Origin of the sequence: Thermococcus eurythermalis (assembly GCF_000769655.1) — an archaeon.
GTDB lineage: Archaea > Methanobacteriota_B > Thermococci > Thermococcales > Thermococcaceae > Thermococcus > Thermococcus eurythermalis.
Map to the genome: position 1 here is coordinate 1,645,599 of NZ_CP008887.1, position 15,658 is coordinate 1,661,256.

Genomic DNA, 15,658 nt, shown 5'->3' on the forward strand with positions numbered 1-15,658 from the left:
CGCGATGTTATCACTGGGACTGAGAGAGCTCGACGAGATGCTGGGCGGTGGGGTTGAAGAGGGGTCAAGTGTAGCGTTCATCGGTTCAATCGAGTATGACAATATCATCCTAATGCACCAGGCAGTCCTTGAGGCGCTCAAGGACGGCAAGAAAGTCTTGCTTGTCAACTTCAGACAGCCCCCACAGACGTTGCTAAGGGAGCTCAGAAATTACGGCATTGACTACGAGCCTTATCTTGATGGGCCCCTGACATTAATGGACGGGTACTCCAACCTCTACGGCACAGGGGGACAGGGCGGGAAAAACGTCATTCCAAACCCGCTCGACCTTGGAATCACAACCGCAATCATAAAAGACGTCCTCCAGAAGGAGAACTACGATATCCTTGCCATAGACGATGTTACTTCACAGTACACGCTCCAGTCGAACCCCAAGACGTACATAAAAGCCGTAGTGAGGCTTATTAACTCCGTAAAGTTCTTTGGCAAGGCGTCTTTCGTAGCGGTCAACACCGAAGTCTTCGAAAAACCCGACCTGGCCGCCGTGCTGATACCCTTTGACTATGTAATCGAGGTGGCCAGGGGAATAATCAAGGTCAAGCGCTCCTTCCAGCCCCTCCGCGTTGCCGAGCCCAAAGTCCCGTATATCCGGACTCAGAGGGGAATATGCTCGATGAGGGAGCACCACCAGAGCATTGAGGGGATAAAGGCCCAGCTCAAGGCAGGAAAGAACGGGACGCTCTGGCTGGGGAATGCTCGCGTCCAGATAGTTGATGAAGAAACTGAAAGGAGCCTTATAGAGACCATTTACGGGTTCCTCGGGCCGGAGAAGGGTAAGGGACTGCTGTACACCTGGGGCAAGAAGCAGTTTATAGGCTATGGCGAGTATGCGAGAAAGTATGAGGCAGATCTAAAGAAGTCGCTTGAGGACATCTTCAAGTTCACCCTCGCGAGCGGCGGGGGACGGCTTGAGCTGGTTGAGCTGTCGGACTCCGTGGTGGTAGTCCGGGGCACGAGCCTGTTTCCGGGAGGAGAAGGCTACCCCCACCCAATCCACGCCCACTACGCAGGTGCACTTGCCCAGTTCCTCACGGAGTTCACGGGTGAGCGCTGGGAAGGGGAGGAGACCAAGTGTGAGGCGATGGGTGCCAGGTACTGCGAGTTCGTGCTGAGGAAAGTCGGCTAGCGAAATCCTTTTAAATTCTCCCCCAAACTCCCCTCGCAAAACTGGATGAACGATGAAGTTTCGGAGGGATGAAAGATGGCGAAGCCGAGCTACGTGAAGTTTGAGGTTCCCCAGGAGCTTGCCGAGAAGGCCCTCCAGGCCGTTGAAGTTGCTCGCGACACCGGAAGGATAAGGAAGGGCACCAACGAGACCACCAAGGCCGTCGAGAGGGGTCAGGCCAAGCTCGTTATAATCGCTGAGGACGTTGACCCCGAGGAGATAGTTGCCCACCTTCCGCCGCTCTGTGAGGAGAAGGAGATTCCATACATCTACGTTCCGAGCAAGAAGGAGCTCGGTGCCGCCGCTGGCATCGAGGTTCCGGCCGCTAGCGTTGCCATCATCGAGCCGGGCAAGGCCCGCGAGCTCGTTGAGGAGATCGCCACCAAGGTTAGGGAGCTCATGAAGTGAGCTCCTTTTCCTTCCTTATCACGAAAGGTTTAAGGTTCATTTCGCGAGTCTTTACGAGGTGTGAGGTATGAGCGACGAAGGTTACCCCGCTGAGGTTATCGAGATTGTCGGAAGAACCGGTGTCACCGGTGGCGTTACTCAGGTCAAGGTCAGGGTCCTCGAGGGACGCGACAAGGGGCGCGTCATCAGGAGGAACATCAAGGGCCCCGTCCGCGTCGGTGACATAGTCATCCTCAGGGAGACCGAGCGTGAGGCGAGAGAAATCAAGAGGAGGCGTTGAAAATGGCCCGCTGGAACGTCTGCTCCTACTGCGGAAAGGAGTTCGAGCCGGGAACGGGTAAGATGTTCGTCAGGAACGACGGCAGAGTCCTGTTCTTCTGCTCCAGCAAGTGCGAGAAGTACTACTTCATGGGCAGGAACCCGAGGAAGCTTAAGTGGACCAAGGCCTTCCAGGAGGCCCGCCTCCAGAGGGCCAAGAAGGCATGATTTCTTTCTTTTCCATTATGTTTCTAACTTCGGCGCTTCTTCCGTCTCATGCATTCTCCAAAAAACCTATTAACCACCAGTACAATAAGTTCTGGTGTTGCCCATGGCGGACAAGAAGATAGAGAGGACCCTCGTTATTCTGAAGCCGGACGCCGTTGTTAGGGGACTTGTGGGCGAAATCATAAGCCGTTTTGAGAAAAAGGGCCTCAAGATAGTCGGAATGAAGATGATATGGATTGACCGCGAGCTGGCGGAGAAGCACTACGAGGAGCACAGGGGAAAGCCCTTCTTTGAGCCCCTCGTAGACTACATCACCAAGGCCCCGAGCGTCGTCATGGTCGTCGAGGGGCGCTACGCTATAAGCGTCGTCAGGAAGATGGCCGGCGCCACCGACCCGAAGGACGCCGAGCCGGGAAGCATAAGGGGCGACTACGGCCTCGACGTTGGTGATGCCATCTACAACGTCATTCACGCCTCGGACAGCCCGGAGAGTGCCGAGAGGGAGATAAATCTCTACTTCAAGCCCGAAGAGCTCTTTGAGTACTGCAAGGCCGCCGACTGGTTCTACCACACGCACGCAAAAGGAAAGAAGGAGTACCTTGACAGCATGGACTGCCTTGAGCGTTAAACAGCTATGTCTAGTTTTCTCTTCCTTTTCCTGATAAACTCCCGGTATTCTTCTGCAAGTTCCGGGCACTGAGTGGGCCTTCTCCTCGTGGACAGCGCGGCGCCGATGAGCACGGACGCGTAAGCTACCGCCAGGCCAACGAAGATAGTAGCATCTCCCCGGGGAAGTAAGACGGTTAAGAGGGGTAGCAGGGAAACGAAGAATATTGCCACTCTCCTCAGCCTGGAAAGTTTTCCTGTATGCTTTAGACACTCCACGAGCTCCTTGGCCTTAGGGAACTCTTTGAGGACTTTCCCACCAACGAGGAGAGTGTCCCTAACCCTTGCGCTCATTAGACTGTCATCGTCCGTCAGACAGTCCCCCACCTCCGGCGGGCAGGGTCTCACGTCCAGCCCTCTGAGTGGATTCCTGCGAGACATTGCCACCATGAGGCCGATTAAGATGAGTCCTGCCACGATAAACCCTGGCCAGAACTGGCCCGCAAGGGCGATTCCAAAGGAAGTGTATGAAAGCGAAGTAACGCTTATTTGAATGAAATCGTCTATTCTCAGCCCTTTTCTCGTCCTGAGAGACACATAAGCCAGGGCTACGACTAACCCCAAGAAGACTTCAAGCCCCGCAAAGAACTCCGGTGAAGCTCCCCCTACAGAGACCGAAAGAGTCTGGCCGGCAAAATACCCGGACTCGTACAACGCAACGGCGTAGGTTATTACTGGAACTCCCACGAGGGCAACAAGCACTTCACTGGCCCTTCCAAGTACCCTTCCAAAGATGAAGGAAACGGGTATCCCCACGGCAACTCCCAGTAAAAGTCCCGCTATCATATGACCACCGTTGGAAGTTACTACTGGCCTTTTAATCCTTGCCCCGAACCCTTTAAAAGGCCAGCCATGAGTTATGCTCAGGTGATGAAGATGGCAAAGAAGATTAGACAGCCCATTATAGCGGTTCTCGGGCATGTTGACCATGGAAAGACGACGCTCCTTGACCGAATAAGGAAAACAAACGTTGCAGGCAAGGAAGCCGGCGGAATAACCCAGCACATCGGAGCGACGGAGGTTCCGATTGACGTCGTCAAACAGCTTGCCGGCCCTCTCATCAAGATATGGAAGGGCGAGATAAAGCTTCCAGGGCTTCTCTTCATTGACACCCCCGGCCACGAGGCCTTCACAAGCCTGCGCGCGAGGGGCGGAAGCCTGGCTGACCTCGCCGTTCTCATAGTAGACATAAACGAGGGCTTCCAGCCCCAGACGATAGAGAGCATCGAGATACTCAGGAGGTACAGGACGCCGTTCATAGTCGCCGCCAACAAGATAGACAGGATAAAGGGCTGGAAAGTTGCCGAGGACGAGCCCTTCCTTGTGAACATCAAGAAGCAGGACCAGAGAGCCCAGCAGGAGCTTGAGACCAAGCTCTGGGAGCTCATCGGCAAGTTCTACGAGCTCGGCTTCCAGGCGAACCGCTTCGACCGCGTTCAGGACTTTACCAGAGAGCTGGCGATAGTCCCGATTTCGGCCAAATACGGCATAGGCGTTCCGGAGCTTCTCGTTCTCATCGCTGGTCTCAGCCAGAAGTACCTCGAGCAGAAGCTCAAGATAGAGGTCGAGGGGCCGGCGCGCGGAACAATCCTTGAGGTTCGCGAGGAGCTGGGCCTCGGAACAACGATAGACGTCATCATCTACGACGGAACGCTGAGGAAGGACGACACCATCGTCGTCGGCGGAAAGGACAAGGCGATAGTGACCAAAATCCGCGCCCTCCTCAAGCCGAAGCCCCTCGACGAAATTCGCGACCCGCGCTTCCGCTTTGACCAGGTTGACGAGGTCACCGCCGCTGCGGGTGTGAAGATAGCCGCCCCTGGTCTTGAGGAGGCCCTGGCCGGTTCGCCAGTAATAGCCGCAAGGAGCGAGGAGGAAGTAGAGAGGGCCAAGCAGGAAATCCTGAACCAGATACAGAGCGTCGTCATAAGCACGGGTAAAATAGGTGTCATCGTCAAGGCAGACACCCTCGGAAGCCTTGAGGCCCTGAGCAAGGAGCTCCAGGAGAAGGGCATTCCGATAAGGAAGGCCGACGTTGGAAACATCAGCAAGACCGACGTTATGGAAGCTTTGAGCGTCAAGGAGGAGGAGCCAAAGTATGGCGTCGTCCTGGGATTCAACGTCAAGGTGAACGAAGATGCCGAAGAGGTCGCCAAGGCCAAGGGAGTGCCGATTTTCGTCGGGAACATCATCTACAAGCTCATAGAGGACTACGAGGCCTGGGTCAAGGCGGAAGAGGAGAAGAAGAAGCGCGAGCTACTCAAGAACGTCACCTTCCCGGGAGTCATAAGGCTCTACCCAGATGAACGCTACGTCTTCAGGAGGAGCAAGCCGGCAATAGTAGGTGTCGAGGTGCTTGAGGGCAGGATAAGGCCGGGGGTAACCCTCATCAAGGAAACGGGCGAGAAAGTCGGCGTCATTAAGTCCATCAAGAACAAGAACGACTTCGTGCAGGAGGCCAAGAAGGGCGACGCCGTTGCGATAGCGATTGAAGGAGCTATCGTGGGCAGGCACATACACCCCGGCGAGACACTCTACGTTGACCTGAGCAAGAACGACGTCATCATACTCGCCAAGCAGCTCAAGAACGAGCTTGAGGAAACAGACATAAAGGCCCTCAAGATGACGGCAAAGGTGAAGGCTAAGGAAGACCCGTTCTGGAAGGCGGTCTGACTTAATTCCGTCACGTTTTTATACCTTTATTTCCTATTCTAAGTGGTGATTTTTGTGGAGCGGAAGCAACTGAGGTGCCCCCTCTGCGGTGGGACGGACTTTGACTTTGAGGAAGGAAAGCTCGACAGCAAGTGGGGCTTCACGGCCCACAAGGTGAAGATAGCCATCTGCAGGAACTGCGGGTACGTAATGATGTTCTACAAGGGCAGGACGATATGGGACTTCGACTGAAGAGCCCAAACAAATTCAAAGAGAAAACTCAGAGCGTCCCCTGGAGCCAGCCTGCGAGCATCATGCTCGTCCCTTTCTCAATTTCTCCCTTCAGGTTCTTCTTCAACACAAATGCCCTGACTTTTCCAAGGGGCTCGTTGCTGAGGAGAAGTACGTAGCCGTCCCCGCAGGGCGTCGAGACCTCCCGGAAATCAAGCACGTGGGCTGTCATCACGTAGTCGTCAATGAACGCGCCCTGAATGCTGATGCTCGCCGGGAGGAGTATCTCGGCCTCGTTGAGGTCAATGACGACATCTTCCCCCGTCGGGAGCTTTGCGGTCTCCCTTTTGAGCTCTTCGGCGGTTCCGGTGTAGGCCAGGAAGGCCAGCTTTACGTCGAGCTTTTCGGAGTTGACGTATGCCTCTTTTCTCTCGATGTAGTCTGCCGCGTAAAACGCAACCGCAGGGGAGTGCTCGTTCACCACTGCCCCAGAAACGTCGGCCTCAGGCCACTTCTTCCACTCCAGGACTTCTTCCACCTGGAACCTCACCCCGACCCCTTCAAGAACCGGAAAGGCCGTTACCGGCTCCATGTCGCGCTTTACCACCCGGATAACGAGTCCCTCCGCCAGGGGAACGTCCACTACCTCGTAGGAGAGAGCCTGCCCGCCGAACAGCTTTTTCTTCTCGAACTTAACGGCTCTCTGCGGGTACTTTCCGATGACCGCGTCGTTAATGAGCTCCAGGCCGCGCCTCTGGGACAGGCAGACTGTATCAAGGTGGCTCCCATGGTGAATTCCATTTATGAATTTTAATCTCTTATTCCTGCCCAGAACCATTGAGTCCCACCGCGGTTAGTATAAAAGGGGATTTAAAAACCTACCGCCTCCTCACGAGCTCGACCACAGCCTCAACGTGCGGTGTGTGCGGGAACATATCAACCAGAACTGCAACCCCTATCCTGTAAGCCCTCCCCAGGTAGTTCTCGTAGTCGAGTTTGAAGGCTTTAGGATTGCAGGAGACGTAAACGACCCTCTCAACCCTGCTCTTTACAAGCAACTCCGCCGCCTCCTTCAGACCCCTCCGCGGCGGGTCAACTATCACAGTGTCGTAGTCTCCGATTGGGGTTTCTTCGGCCCTCCCAACGTGGAATTTGGCGTTTACGCCGTTCAGCTCGGCGTTTCCCTTGGCCATCTCGACGGCAGAGGGGTTTATTTCGACTCCTTCAACATCAAAGCCCCTTCTGGCAAGCCAGACACCGAACGTTCCGACTCCCGAGTAGAGGTCGAGGACTCTCCCGCCCTCGGTAAAGCCTTCAACGGCCTTTAGGAGCAGTCCGAGGGCGTAGCTGTTCGTCTGGAAGAAGCTGTTAGGGTGGATTAAATACCTCACGTCGCCTATTTTCTCAGTTATAAGGGGCTTTCCCCCGACCAGTTCAGGCTCTCCGTGAGGGTCGTCTCTTTCATCGCTCTTAATGCTCCAGTATAGCGAATCGGCGAAAGAGAAGTAGTCCTTAAATGCCTCAGCGACTTCCTTAGAAGGCCTTGTATGGGCGATGAGGTTCACCATGACCTCTCCCGTGAACTTGCCCTCCCGTATCTGGAGGTAGTGGACGTCACCGCTCCTCTTCCGCAGGTTCAAGGGCTTCAGTCCGGTCTCGGCCAGAAAATCCCGGAGCGAGCGGAGGTATTCGGGTGTCCTATTAGAGAAGACGGGGCACTCCCTAACACTGACCACGCCGAGGGGATTTCCGTATTCCTTGAGGCCTACTCCCGCCGTGGTCACGATGAAGTTGCTGACGTTCCTGAAGCCCCAGATTTTGGGCGAACCTTTGACCGGCGCGCTTATCCCCGTTATCCGCTCGAAGAGCTCCGCCTTAAGCCCCAGCTGTTCCTTGTATTTCATTCCCTGCCAGAGACAGCCGCCGCACCTCCCGAAGTGTGGGCACCTCGGGGCCTGCCTCAGGGACGAGGGCTCGATCAGCTCGAAGTCCCTCGCAATTAGCCGCCCAAAGCGCCTCCTCTTTGAGCTAACACTGACGAAATCGCCGGGGTAAGCGAAGGGGACGTGTATCTCCCTGCCCCCGCCGAGAAGGACTCCAAGGCCGTCGTCGCTGAGCGTCTCTATCCTGCCTGAAAGCATGGCCGGTGTTTACTGAGGGCTCTTAAGAACCCTTCGGTGCCTGATGGACAACTCTGAACGTGTGGACATATGTGGTAAGGTTTATATTCCCGTCGTTCAAAGCACAACCGAGGTGTCCACCATGAGCTACCGTGAATACCGCGACAAGGTTCTGAACTTTATTGAGGACCACGAGCACTGGAGGAAGCACACGATAAACCTGATAGCGAGCGAAAACGTGACTTCTCCGAGTGTCACCCGCGCCGTTGCGAGCGGCTTTATGCACAAGTACGCCGAGGGCTGGCCGAAGCAGCGCTACTACCAGGGCTGTAAGTACGTTGACGAGGTCGAGCTCATCGGTGTCGAGCTCTTCGTCAAGCTCTTCGGAAGCGACTTCGCCGACCTGAGGCCGATTTCCGGAACCAACGCCAACCAGGCGGTCTTCTTCGGCCTCACCCAGCCGGGTGACAAGGCGATAGTTCTCCACACCAGCCACGGCGGCCACATAAGCCACATGCCCTTCGGTGCCGCCGGAATGCGCGGCCTTGAGGTCCACACCTGGCCCTTCGACAACGAGGAGTTCAACATCGACGTTGACAAAGCTGAAAAGCTCATCCGCGAGCTCGAGCCTAAGATAGTCGTCTTCGGCGGCTCGCTCTTCCCGTTCCCGCACCCGGTCAAGGAGCTCGCCCCGGTCGCCAAGGAGGTCGGCGCTTACGTCATGTACGACGGTGCCCACGTCCTCGGACTCATCGCCGGAAAGCAGTTCCAGGACCCGCTCCGCGAGGGCGCCGACATAATCACCGCCTCGACCCACAAGACCTTCCCCGGACCTCAGGGCGGTGTCATAATCTACAAGCGCTTCGGCGAGACCGAGGAGATAGCCAAGCTCCAGTGGGCCATCTTCCCCGGTGTGCTTAGCAACCACCACCTCCACCACATGGCCGGAAAGGTCATCACCGCGGCGGAGATGCTTGAGTACGGTGAGAAGTATGCGGCCCAGGTCGTCAAGAACGCCAAGGCCCTTGCCGAGGCCCTTGCCGAGGAGGGCTTCAAGGTCATCGGCGAGGACAAGGGCTACACCGAGAGCCACCAGGTCATAGTTGATGTCAGCGACCTTCACCCAGCTGCTGGAGGCTGGGCCGCACCGCTCCTCGAAGAGGCCGGCATAATCCTCAACAAGAACCTCCTGCCGTGGGACCCGCTTGAGAAGGTCAACGAGCCGAGCGGTCTCAGAATAGGCGTCCAGGAGATGACCCGCGTTGGAATGTTCGAGGACGACATGAAGGAGATTGCTCACTTCATCAGGCGCGTCCTCATCGACAAGGAGGACCCGAAGAAGGTCAGGCGCGACGTCTACGGCTTCCGCGCCGAGTTCCAGAAGGTCTACTACTCCTTCGACCACGGCCTCCCGCTCAGGGAGTGATTTCTTTTCCCTTTTCGCTACAATTCTTTTTGAAACCATCAAAACGTTTAATAACCACAAGTTTGAAGATTGATACGATGAAGATGAAGCGCGTGGTACTTGTGATGTTGCTCATATTCGGATTGGTGCTCGCTTACCAAGTATTCCTCACTCCGAGCAACCTTCCGGAGGACTGGGGCAATGGAAAAGGCCAGATTAACCTCAACGAAACCCTCGGCCCCATAGTGTTCGTCGAGGGCACCTCCATCGTTATCCACCTAGATAAACGCGTGTACTCGCCGGGGGATACCATGATTCTAACCGTTGCCAACCACCAAAATTCCACCATCCGGACAGGTTACGGATTCAGGCTTTACCGTAGAGAAAACGGAGGTTGGGTTGAAGTCCAGCTGAACTTGGTCTTTCCCGCCGTGGTGGTGGAGGTGGAACCAGGCAAGAGCTGGGAACAGAAGATAGACCTTCCGCTGAACCTCGAAAGCGGAAGTTACAGGATCGAGAAGCAGGTATGCTCGGAGAAGATCTGCATCTACAAACATGCCGAGTTCGAGGTGAGAGGGGAAGACAGATGAATCGGAAACTGATTTGTGTCATTGGCATCATTCTCATTGTCTCGGCCGTTGTTTGTCTTGAAAGATCGGGGGAGAGCACTTCCCCAGAAAATACTGGAGTCTCTCAGACTTCCGCCCTCATGGTTCTCGATAGAGAAGTTTACCACGCCGGCGAGACCGCCACCCTCACGATAATCAACAATGGGAGCGAGACCCTTCTTGTCGGCGTGGCTTACAGGCTCTACCGGCTTGAGGGTGGGAAGTGGAGGGAAATCCCTCTGGGCCTCACATTCACAATGATCGGTTATATGATACCGCCCGGCGGCAACTGGAGCCAGAGGATACGGCTGGCCACCAAAAGAGAAAGCACCGTAGGGACTCTGGAACCCCTGCCTCCGGGGAAGTACCGTATAGAAAAAACCGTCCTCATCTACAGAGAGGGTTTCAGAACCGGGAACGATGAAATAACGCTCTCGGCCGAGTTTGAGGTAGTTGGATGATGTTGAAGGCCGAAACTGGACTGATACTGCTCATTCCACAGAGACGCAAGCCCATAAAGAGAATCTGCGGCTTGCCCACCGATTGCAGGAACCCGGTATGGAGTTTAAGATAACCGGCTGGGCTTGGCAAAACTTTTTATTCTCCTCCCACATACCGACCCCTCGGCTACAGGGGGTGAGGCTCATGAAGTTCTGTCCGAAGTGCGGTAACATTATGCTTCCAGATAGAAAGAAGAAGGTCTGGGTCTGCCGTGTGTGCGGTCACGAGGAGCCTTTTGATGAGGCCAAGGACAGGGAGAGGACGAAGATTACACAGAAGGTTGAGCACAAGCCCGACGAGGACATAGTCGTCATCGAGCAGGACCTTAAGACCCTCCCGACCACTAAGATTACCTGTCCGAAGTGCGGCAACGACACCGCCTACTGGTGGGAGATGCAGACGAGGGCCGGAGATGAGCCGAGCACTATATTCTACAAGTGCACCAAGTGTGGGTACACATGGAGGGCCTACGAGTGAACGAGCTTGAGCACGAGACCCTCAGAAGGCTCGCAGAGAAGGCCCTGAAAGAGCTTGAGGAAGCCTACCGTAGGATTCCTGATACTGACAATGGAAAAGCTTATTTATTCCGCGGGAAAGAAAGGGTTAGGCTCATGCTTAAAATACTGGAGGGATGAAGATGCCGTTCGAGGTCGTTTTTGATGGTGCCAAGGAGTTTGCCGACCTTATAGCGACAGCGAGCAACCTGATAGACGAGGCCGCCTTCAAGTTCACTGAGGAAGGCATAAGCATGCGCGCGATGGACCCGAGCAGGGTCGTCCTCATAGACCTCAACCTCCCTGAGAGCATATTCTCCAAGTACGAGGTCGAGGAGCCCGAAACCGTTGGAATCAACATGGACCAGTTCAAGAAGATACTCAAGCGCGGAAAGGCCAAGGACACGCTCATCCTCAGGAAGGGCGACGAGAACTTTCTTGAGATAACCTTCGAGGGAACGGCAAAGAGAACGTTCCGCCTTCCGCTCATAGACGTTGAGGAGCTTGAGCTTGAGCTCCCGGAGCTCCCGTTCACAGCTAAGGTCGTCGTCCTCGGCGAGGTTCTCAAGGAGGCCGTTAAAGATGCCTCCCTCGTCAGCGACGCCATAAAGTTCATCGCCACCGAGAGCGAGTTCGTCATGAAGGCAGAGGGAGAAACGAATGAGGTCGAGATTAAGCTCACCCTTGAGGACGAGGGCCTGCTCGACCTCGAAGTCGAGGAGGAGACCAAGAGCGCCTACGGAATCAGCTACCTCAGCGACATGATAAAGGGCATCGGAAAGGCCGATGAGGTTGTCCTCCGCTTCGGCAACGAGATGCCCCTCCAGATGGAGTACATGATTAGGGACGAAGGAAGGCTCGTCTTCCTCCTCGCCCCGCGCGTTGAGGAGTGATTTTCCCCTTCTTTTTCTATGAGGTGGTCCCATGGACATCGTCAAGCTCAGGGAACTGCTGGAGGCAGAGCTTTCGAGCATCGAGCTCACGGAGCTGGACGACGACTTCTACAAGGAGTTTGACAGCCTGATTAAGGCCCTCAAGCTGAGCGCCGAGAGCTCCCGTGAGAGGGGCGAAAGCGTTGAGGAGAGGCTTTATCTCACCCAGCTCAAGATAGCCGAGAGGCTCATGCGTGAGATAATCAAAATCAGGCTCCACAAGATAGTTGACCTCGCGGTTGAGGGAGTCCCCGGCGAGCTCACCAGTGAGGAGAAGAAAATTTTCGCGGTTCTTAGGGCGTTTATCGAGCGCGAGGAGCTACCTGAAGTCGGGGAAGAATTTGGTTCTGAGGAGTTTGAAGTCATCCAACAGGAGGAAGAGGAATACCCCCGGCGGGAAGCCCCAAGAGCCGCCTACATCATCACCACAGAGCTGCCAACGATTCTAGGGCCGGACCTGAGAGAATACGGGCCGTTTAAGGCGTGGGACATGGCGGTTCTGCCAGAGGAGATTGGGAAGGTTCTCGTTGAGAGAGAGGTCGCGTTTAAGGTAAAAATCTCACCGGGATAACCATGCCGTTCTCCGTCTGCATGCGCGACTGCTACGACACCTGCGCAATGGTAAGTGAGCTTAGGGACGGAAGGCTCAAAGTAAGGGGCAATCCGGAACACCCGATAACGGCCGGTTTCCTCTGCCCAAAGGGTGCGCTTCTGCCAAAATGGTTCCACTCGGAGAGCAGGCTCAAAAAACCGCTCATTAGAACGGGCGAGAGGGGAAGTGGAGAATTCAGGGAGGCAAGCTGGGAAGAGGCAATTAACCTCGTCGCCAAGAAACTGAGGGAGACCATTGAGGAATACGGGAGTGAGAGCGTTCTGGTTTACCAGTACGCCGGTGATAGAGGAGTTGTGAACTACGCGTTTCCACTTAGGCTCTTCCACTACCTCAACACCGCTATGCTCGACTACGGCGTCTGCGACAGGGCTGGGCAGGAGGCGTTAAAGGACGTCTACGGCACAGCGGTTGGCCTCGATCCTGAGGAGCTGAAAAACCAAAAGCTGCTCGTTTACTGGGGCATAAACGCCTTCTGGACGAACCTCCACGGCTTCGCCCTCGCCAGAATGCACAACCTCGAAATCTGGACGGTTGACGTCGTGAGAACCGAAACGGCCAAGAGAAGCGACAGGTTCTTTCAGATTAGACCCGATACCGATGTCCTTTTAGCCCTCGGAGTTGCTAAAGTCATTATCGAAGAAGAGCTTTACGATAAAGATTTCGTCCGCGAGAACGTTTATGGTTTTGAAGAATTCAAGAATTATGTAAAAACATTATCGCTTCATTATGTGAGTAGCGAAACGGGCTTGAGCGTTGGGGAGATAGAGACCTTCGCCTGCGAATTTGCGGAAAAGAAGGGCGTAATCCACATCGGCTACGGCTTCCAGCGCTCCCTTGCAGGAGGTGAGGCTGTCAGGGCGATAGCAATCCTCCCCACTCTCGTCGGCCACAGCTTCGGCTTCATTTACGACATGAAAACGATAGACAAGAGCTACGCCGAAGGTGCATTCCTACGGACGAAGCCGGCCAGAAGAGTTCCCCAGGTAAAGCTCACCGAGTACATCGAGCGGGGCGAGATAAAGTTCCTTTACATCTACAACTCCAACCCGCTCGCGAGCCTTCCTAACCAGAACAGACTGAGGAGAGCTTTGAAAGAAAGCGACGTCTTCGTCGTTACGCACGACATCTTTCTGACTGACACTGCCCTCTACTCAGACGTCGTCCTTCCGGCGAACACCTTTTTCGAGCGCCTCGACATAGCGGAGGGCTACTACCACCGCTACGTGGCCCTAAATGAGCCGGTTGCAAGGCTTTACGGGAAGAGCAACAGCGAGGTCACGCGCCTTCTGGCAAAGGCACTCGGCATCGAAAACCCATACCTCTATGAGAGCGACGAGGAGGTAATCCGGAAGATTCTTGAACTCAATGGCCTGAGCTTTGAGGAGCTAAAGGCCAAAGGCTTCGTGAAAGTTCCCGAAAAGCCCAGGACGTGGGAGACGCCGAGTGGGAGGATTGAGTTCTTCTCGCGGAGGGCCGTTGAGAGGGGGCTGAGCCCGTTCCCGAAGTACAGGAAGTTCGGGGGCAAATACCCGCTCCGCCTGCTAACGCCAACCCACAGAATGACGATAACGAGCCAGTACCACAACACCCACGGCATGATTGACCCCAAGCTCTACATCAACCCGACCGACGCTAACGAGAGGGGAATCAAGGACGGCGAGGCCGTTGAGGTCTTCAACGAGTACGGCAGGGTAAGAACGAAGGCCAAGCTCAGTGAGGACGTCCCACGAGGAGTCGTCCTCCTGTACAAGGCCTTCTGGCCGTCCCTGCTCGGCTGGAACGCCAACGTCCTGACGACGGACGAGACCGTAGAAAAATACGGCAACGCCTCTGCTTATCACTCAACTTGGGTTGATGTGAGGAGAGTTTGAGGCAAAAATAGCCTTTTCTTTCAAGCTTTTTGACGATTCTTTTCTGGTTGATCCTTCATTCTGACAACAAACTGTGCAAACTTTTGCATGTCTGCCCAGTGACACCTTAAACTATCTTGAAATTCGACAAAGATAATAGCGCTGAGCGAACCGAAAGGCTTATATATTCGAACCATTCAAGTTTATAGTGAAGACGACACACAAAAAGAAGAGGTGATGGAAGATGGTCGTCATAGGAGAAAAGTTCCCAGAGGTTGAGGTCAAGACCACCCACGGAGTGATAAAGCTCCCGGACTACTTCGCCGAGCAGGGCAAGTGGTTCGTTCTCTTCAGCCACCCGGCAGACTTCACCCCGGTCTGTACGACCGAGTTCTACGCCATGCAGAAGCGCGCTGAGGAGTTCAGGAAGCTCGGCGTCGAGCCGATAGGGCTGAGCATTGACCAGGTCTTCAGCCACCTCAAGTGGATGGAGTGGATAAAGGAGAACCTCGGCGAGGAGATAACCTTCCCGGTCATAGCCGACGACCGCGGTGAGCTCGCCGAGAAGCTCGGCATGATCCCGAGCGGTTCAACCCAGACCGCGAGAGCCGTCTTCGTCGTTGACGACAAGGGCGTCATCCGCGCGATAGTCTACTACCCGGCCGAGGTCGGCAGGGACTGGGACGAGATACTCAGGCTCGTCAAGGCCCTCAAGGTCAGCGACGAGAAGGGAGTCGCCCTCCCGCACAAGTGGCCCAACAACGAGCTCATCGGCGACCGCGCCATAGTCCCGCCAGCCGGAACCGTCGAGCAGATCAAGGAGCGCGAGGAAGCCAAGGCCAAGGGCGAGATCGAGTGCTACGACTGGTGGTTCTGCCACAAGAAGCTCGACTGAGCTTCTTCCAGTTCTCTATTCTTCTCTAAACCTCTCAAAAATCAGCTCGTCCACGAAGCCGTAGCCTGGAACGTGGTGGTGCTTTTTCAGCCTGCCAACCAGCTTGAAGCCGTTCTTTTCGAGAACCTTTATTGATGCCGTGTTAGGCTCGTAGACCCTTGCGTAGACCTTTCTCAGGTTGAGCCACTGGAAAGCGTATTCAAGGGCGAGCTTCACGGCCTCACTCCCGTACCCGTGTCCCCAGTGCTCTTTCCCGATAAAGTAGCCAAGCTCCGCGTTGCCGTCGCGGTGGTCTATCCTGTGTAGGCCAATAAAACCAACGAGGGAAGAAGTTGAGTTCTCGACTATAGAGAAGACCTTATCGCGCTCTTTTGCTTTTCTTATCCTTTCATACCACTCCATCTCGTCCTCAAAGAAGAAGACTTCCTCCGGAGCAGTCAAAAAGAGCCTCACATTCCTGTCGTTGAACCAGAGCCATGCCTTTCTGATGTCCTCCCTAACCGGAACGGCGAGGGACACAAGCTTACCTTTGAGAACGACCGGCCTCATAGGGTGCACCTTAACTTTATTAA

At 55.1% G+C, this 15,658-nt stretch carries 20 protein-coding genes; 16 read left to right on the plus strand and 4 right to left on the minus strand.

The annotated features are described in order from the left end of the window. The first annotated feature begins 4 nt into the window (after nt 1–4). The 5 genes from TEU_RS08855 (at nt 5) to ndk (ending at nt 2,747) form a co-directional block, all read left to right on the plus strand. Nucleotides 5–1,186 carry a V4R domain-containing protein gene (locus TEU_RS08855; protein ID WP_050003432.1) on the plus strand — a complete coding sequence of 394 codons (1,182 nt, stop codon included), beginning with the start codon at nt 5–7 and terminating at the stop codon, nt 1,184–1,186. 75 nt (nt 1,187–1,261) lie between these two features. Continuing rightward, the gene (rpl7ae, locus tag TEU_RS08860) at nt 1,262–1,633 is read left to right on the plus strand and encodes a 50S ribosomal protein L7Ae (protein ID WP_050003433.1); all 372 of its coding nucleotides are present in this window, start codon (nt 1,262–1,264) and stop codon (nt 1,631–1,633) included. 67 nt (nt 1,634–1,700) lie between these two features. Further along, nucleotides 1,701–1,913 (plus strand): 30S ribosomal protein S28e, encoded by a 213-nt coding sequence (locus TEU_RS08865; protein WP_050003434.1) that lies wholly within the window; start codon nt 1,701–1,703, stop codon nt 1,911–1,913. A gap of 2 nt (nt 1,914–1,915) precedes the next feature. Then, complete coding sequence (locus TEU_RS08870) at nt 1,916–2,119, plus strand: 50S ribosomal protein L24e (protein WP_050003435.1); 204 nt, start codon at nt 1,916–1,918, stop codon at nt 2,117–2,119. Nucleotides 2,120–2,222: 103 nt separating this feature from the next. Continuing rightward, the gene (gene ndk / locus TEU_RS08875) at nt 2,223–2,747 is read left to right on the plus strand and encodes a nucleoside-diphosphate kinase (protein ID WP_050003436.1); all 525 of its coding nucleotides are present in this window, start codon (nt 2,223–2,225) and stop codon (nt 2,745–2,747) included. Here the strand turns inward: ndk and TEU_RS08880 are convergent. After that, entirely contained in the window at nt 2,744–3,571 is an 828-nt protein-coding gene (locus TEU_RS08880) for a hypothetical protein (protein ID WP_050003437.1), read from the minus strand. The genes ndk and TEU_RS08880 overlap by 4 nt on opposite strands. A gap of 84 nt (nt 3,572–3,655) precedes the next feature. Here TEU_RS08880 and infB point away from each other — a divergent pair, with 84 nt between their 5' ends. Both infB and TEU_RS11790 read left to right on the plus strand, forming a co-directional pair. Continuing rightward, the gene (gene infB / locus TEU_RS08885) at nt 3,656–5,458 is read left to right on the plus strand and encodes a translation initiation factor IF-2 (RefSeq protein ID WP_227738785.1); all 1,803 of its coding nucleotides are present in this window, start codon (nt 3,656–3,658) and stop codon (nt 5,456–5,458) included. A 54-nt stretch (nt 5,459–5,512) separates the two neighbouring features. Beyond that, entirely contained in the window at nt 5,513–5,689 is a 177-nt protein-coding gene (locus TEU_RS11790) for a hypothetical protein (RefSeq protein WP_169741391.1), read from the plus strand. Between the two features lie 28 nt (nt 5,690–5,717). On the opposite strand, the gene TEU_RS08890 is transcribed toward TEU_RS11790, so the two are convergent. Beyond that, nucleotides 5,718–6,506: a hypothetical protein gene (locus TEU_RS08890; RefSeq protein WP_050003439.1), complete on the minus strand. Its 789-nt coding sequence runs from the start codon at nt 6,504–6,506 to the stop codon at nt 5,718–5,720. 40 nt (nt 6,507–6,546) lie between these two features. Then, on the minus strand, nt 6,547–7,809 hold the full coding sequence (rlmD, locus tag TEU_RS08895) for a 23S rRNA (uracil(1939)-C(5))-methyltransferase RlmD (RefSeq protein WP_050003440.1): 1,263 nt from the start codon (nt 7,807–7,809) through the stop codon (nt 6,547–6,549). A 121-nt stretch (nt 7,810–7,930) separates the two neighbouring features. Here rlmD and glyA point away from each other — a divergent pair, with 121 nt between their 5' ends. The 9 genes from glyA to TEU_RS08935 all read left to right on the plus strand — a co-directional run bounded on the left by glyA (nt 7,931) and on the right by TEU_RS08935 (nt 15,086). Further along, nucleotides 7,931–9,214 carry a serine hydroxymethyltransferase gene (glyA, locus tag TEU_RS08900; RefSeq protein WP_050003441.1) on the plus strand — a complete coding sequence of 428 codons (1,284 nt, stop codon included), beginning with the start codon at nt 7,931–7,933 and terminating at the stop codon, nt 9,212–9,214. Nucleotides 9,215–9,291: 77 nt separating this feature from the next. After that, on the plus strand, nt 9,292–9,783 hold the full coding sequence (locus tag TEU_RS08905; RefSeq protein ID WP_050003442.1) for an immunoglobulin-like domain-containing protein: 492 nt from the start codon (nt 9,292–9,294) through the stop codon (nt 9,781–9,783). Continuing rightward, nucleotides 9,780–10,262 carry an immunoglobulin-like domain-containing protein gene (locus tag TEU_RS08910; protein ID WP_144244847.1) on the plus strand — a complete coding sequence of 161 codons (483 nt, stop codon included), beginning with the start codon at nt 9,780–9,782 and terminating at the stop codon, nt 10,260–10,262. Before TEU_RS08905 ends, TEU_RS08910 begins: the two co-directional genes overlap by 4 nt. A 184-nt stretch (nt 10,263–10,446) precedes the next feature. Beyond that, nucleotides 10,447–10,779, plus strand: coding sequence for a transcription factor S (locus TEU_RS08915; RefSeq protein WP_050003444.1), 333 nt, complete (start codon nt 10,447–10,449; stop codon nt 10,777–10,779). After that, a complete protein-coding gene (locus TEU_RS11795; RefSeq protein WP_169741392.1) occupies nt 10,776–10,937 on the plus strand; it encodes a hypothetical protein in 162 nt (53 codons plus the stop codon). The genes TEU_RS08915 and TEU_RS11795 overlap by 4 nt, the downstream gene beginning before the upstream one ends. A gap of 2 nt (nt 10,938–10,939) precedes the next feature. Continuing rightward, entirely contained in the window at nt 10,940–11,689 is a 750-nt protein-coding gene (locus tag TEU_RS08920) for a DNA polymerase sliding clamp (RefSeq protein WP_050003445.1), read from the plus strand. A gap of 31 nt (nt 11,690–11,720) precedes the next feature. Next, a complete protein-coding gene (locus TEU_RS08925; protein ID WP_050003446.1) occupies nt 11,721–12,299 on the plus strand; it encodes a DNA replication complex subunit Gins51 in 579 nt (192 codons plus the stop codon). Nucleotides 12,300–12,301: 2 nt separating this feature from the next. Next, nucleotides 12,302–14,212 carry a molybdopterin-dependent oxidoreductase gene (locus tag TEU_RS08930; protein ID WP_050003447.1) on the plus strand — a complete coding sequence of 637 codons (1,911 nt, stop codon included), beginning with the start codon at nt 12,302–12,304 and terminating at the stop codon, nt 14,210–14,212. Between the two features lie 223 nt (nt 14,213–14,435). Continuing rightward, nucleotides 14,436–15,086: a peroxiredoxin gene (locus TEU_RS08935; RefSeq protein WP_050003448.1), complete on the plus strand. Its 651-nt coding sequence runs from the start codon at nt 14,436–14,438 to the stop codon at nt 15,084–15,086. A 15-nt stretch (nt 15,087–15,101) separates the two neighbouring features. Here TEU_RS08935 and TEU_RS08940 read toward each other — a convergent pair whose 3' ends face one another. Continuing rightward, complete coding sequence (locus TEU_RS08940; protein ID WP_050003449.1) at nt 15,102–15,635, minus strand: GNAT family N-acetyltransferase; 534 nt, start codon at nt 15,633–15,635, stop codon at nt 15,102–15,104. Between the last annotated feature and the right edge of the window lie 23 nt (nt 15,636–15,658).

What these genes read in the sequence shown, in the direction of transcription:
- glyA (WP_050003441.1), top strand. Translation starts at nt 7,931, where the DNA reads ATGAGCTACCGTGAATACCGCGACAAGGTTCTGAACTTTATTGAGGAC.
- TEU_RS08915 (WP_050003444.1), top strand. Translation starts at nt 10,447, where the DNA reads ATGAAGTTCTGTCCGAAGTGCGGTAACATTATGCTTCCAGATAGAAAG.
- TEU_RS08855 (WP_050003432.1), top strand. Translation starts at nt 5, where the DNA reads ATGTTATCACTGGGACTGAGAGAGCTCGACGAGATGCTGGGCGGTGGG.
- TEU_RS08940 (WP_050003449.1), bottom strand. Translation starts at nt 15,635, where the DNA reads ATGAGGCCGGTCGTTCTCAAAGGTAAGCTTGTGTCCCTCGCCGTTCCG.
- ndk (WP_050003436.1), top strand. Translation starts at nt 2,223, where the DNA reads ATGGCGGACAAGAAGATAGAGAGGACCCTCGTTATTCTGAAGCCGGAC.
- TEU_RS08920 (WP_050003445.1), top strand. Translation starts at nt 10,940, where the DNA reads ATGCCGTTCGAGGTCGTTTTTGATGGTGCCAAGGAGTTTGCCGACCTT.
- TEU_RS08930 (WP_050003447.1), top strand. Translation starts at nt 12,302, where the DNA reads ATGCCGTTCTCCGTCTGCATGCGCGACTGCTACGACACCTGCGCAATG.
- TEU_RS08890 (WP_050003439.1), bottom strand. Translation starts at nt 6,506, where the DNA reads ATGGTTCTGGGCAGGAATAAGAGATTAAAATTCATAAATGGAATTCAC.
- rlmD (WP_050003440.1), bottom strand. Translation starts at nt 7,809, where the DNA reads ATGCTTTCAGGCAGGATAGAGACGCTCAGCGACGACGGCCTTGGAGTC.
- TEU_RS08870 (WP_050003435.1), top strand. Translation starts at nt 1,916, where the DNA reads ATGGCCCGCTGGAACGTCTGCTCCTACTGCGGAAAGGAGTTCGAGCCG.
- infB (WP_227738785.1), top strand. Translation starts at nt 3,656, where the DNA reads ATGAAGATGGCAAAGAAGATTAGACAGCCCATTATAGCGGTTCTCGGG.
- TEU_RS08925 (WP_050003446.1), top strand. Translation starts at nt 11,721, where the DNA reads ATGGACATCGTCAAGCTCAGGGAACTGCTGGAGGCAGAGCTTTCGAGC.
- rpl7ae (WP_050003433.1), top strand. Translation starts at nt 1,262, where the DNA reads ATGGCGAAGCCGAGCTACGTGAAGTTTGAGGTTCCCCAGGAGCTTGCC.
- TEU_RS08905 (WP_050003442.1), top strand. Translation starts at nt 9,292, where the DNA reads ATGAAGATGAAGCGCGTGGTACTTGTGATGTTGCTCATATTCGGATTG.
- TEU_RS08880 (WP_050003437.1), bottom strand. Translation starts at nt 3,571, where the DNA reads ATGATAGCGGGACTTTTACTGGGAGTTGCCGTGGGGATACCCGTTTCC.
- TEU_RS08935 (WP_050003448.1), top strand. Translation starts at nt 14,436, where the DNA reads ATGGTCGTCATAGGAGAAAAGTTCCCAGAGGTTGAGGTCAAGACCACC.
- TEU_RS08865 (WP_050003434.1), top strand. Translation starts at nt 1,701, where the DNA reads ATGAGCGACGAAGGTTACCCCGCTGAGGTTATCGAGATTGTCGGAAGA.
- TEU_RS08910 (WP_144244847.1), top strand. Translation starts at nt 9,780, where the DNA reads ATGAATCGGAAACTGATTTGTGTCATTGGCATCATTCTCATTGTCTCG.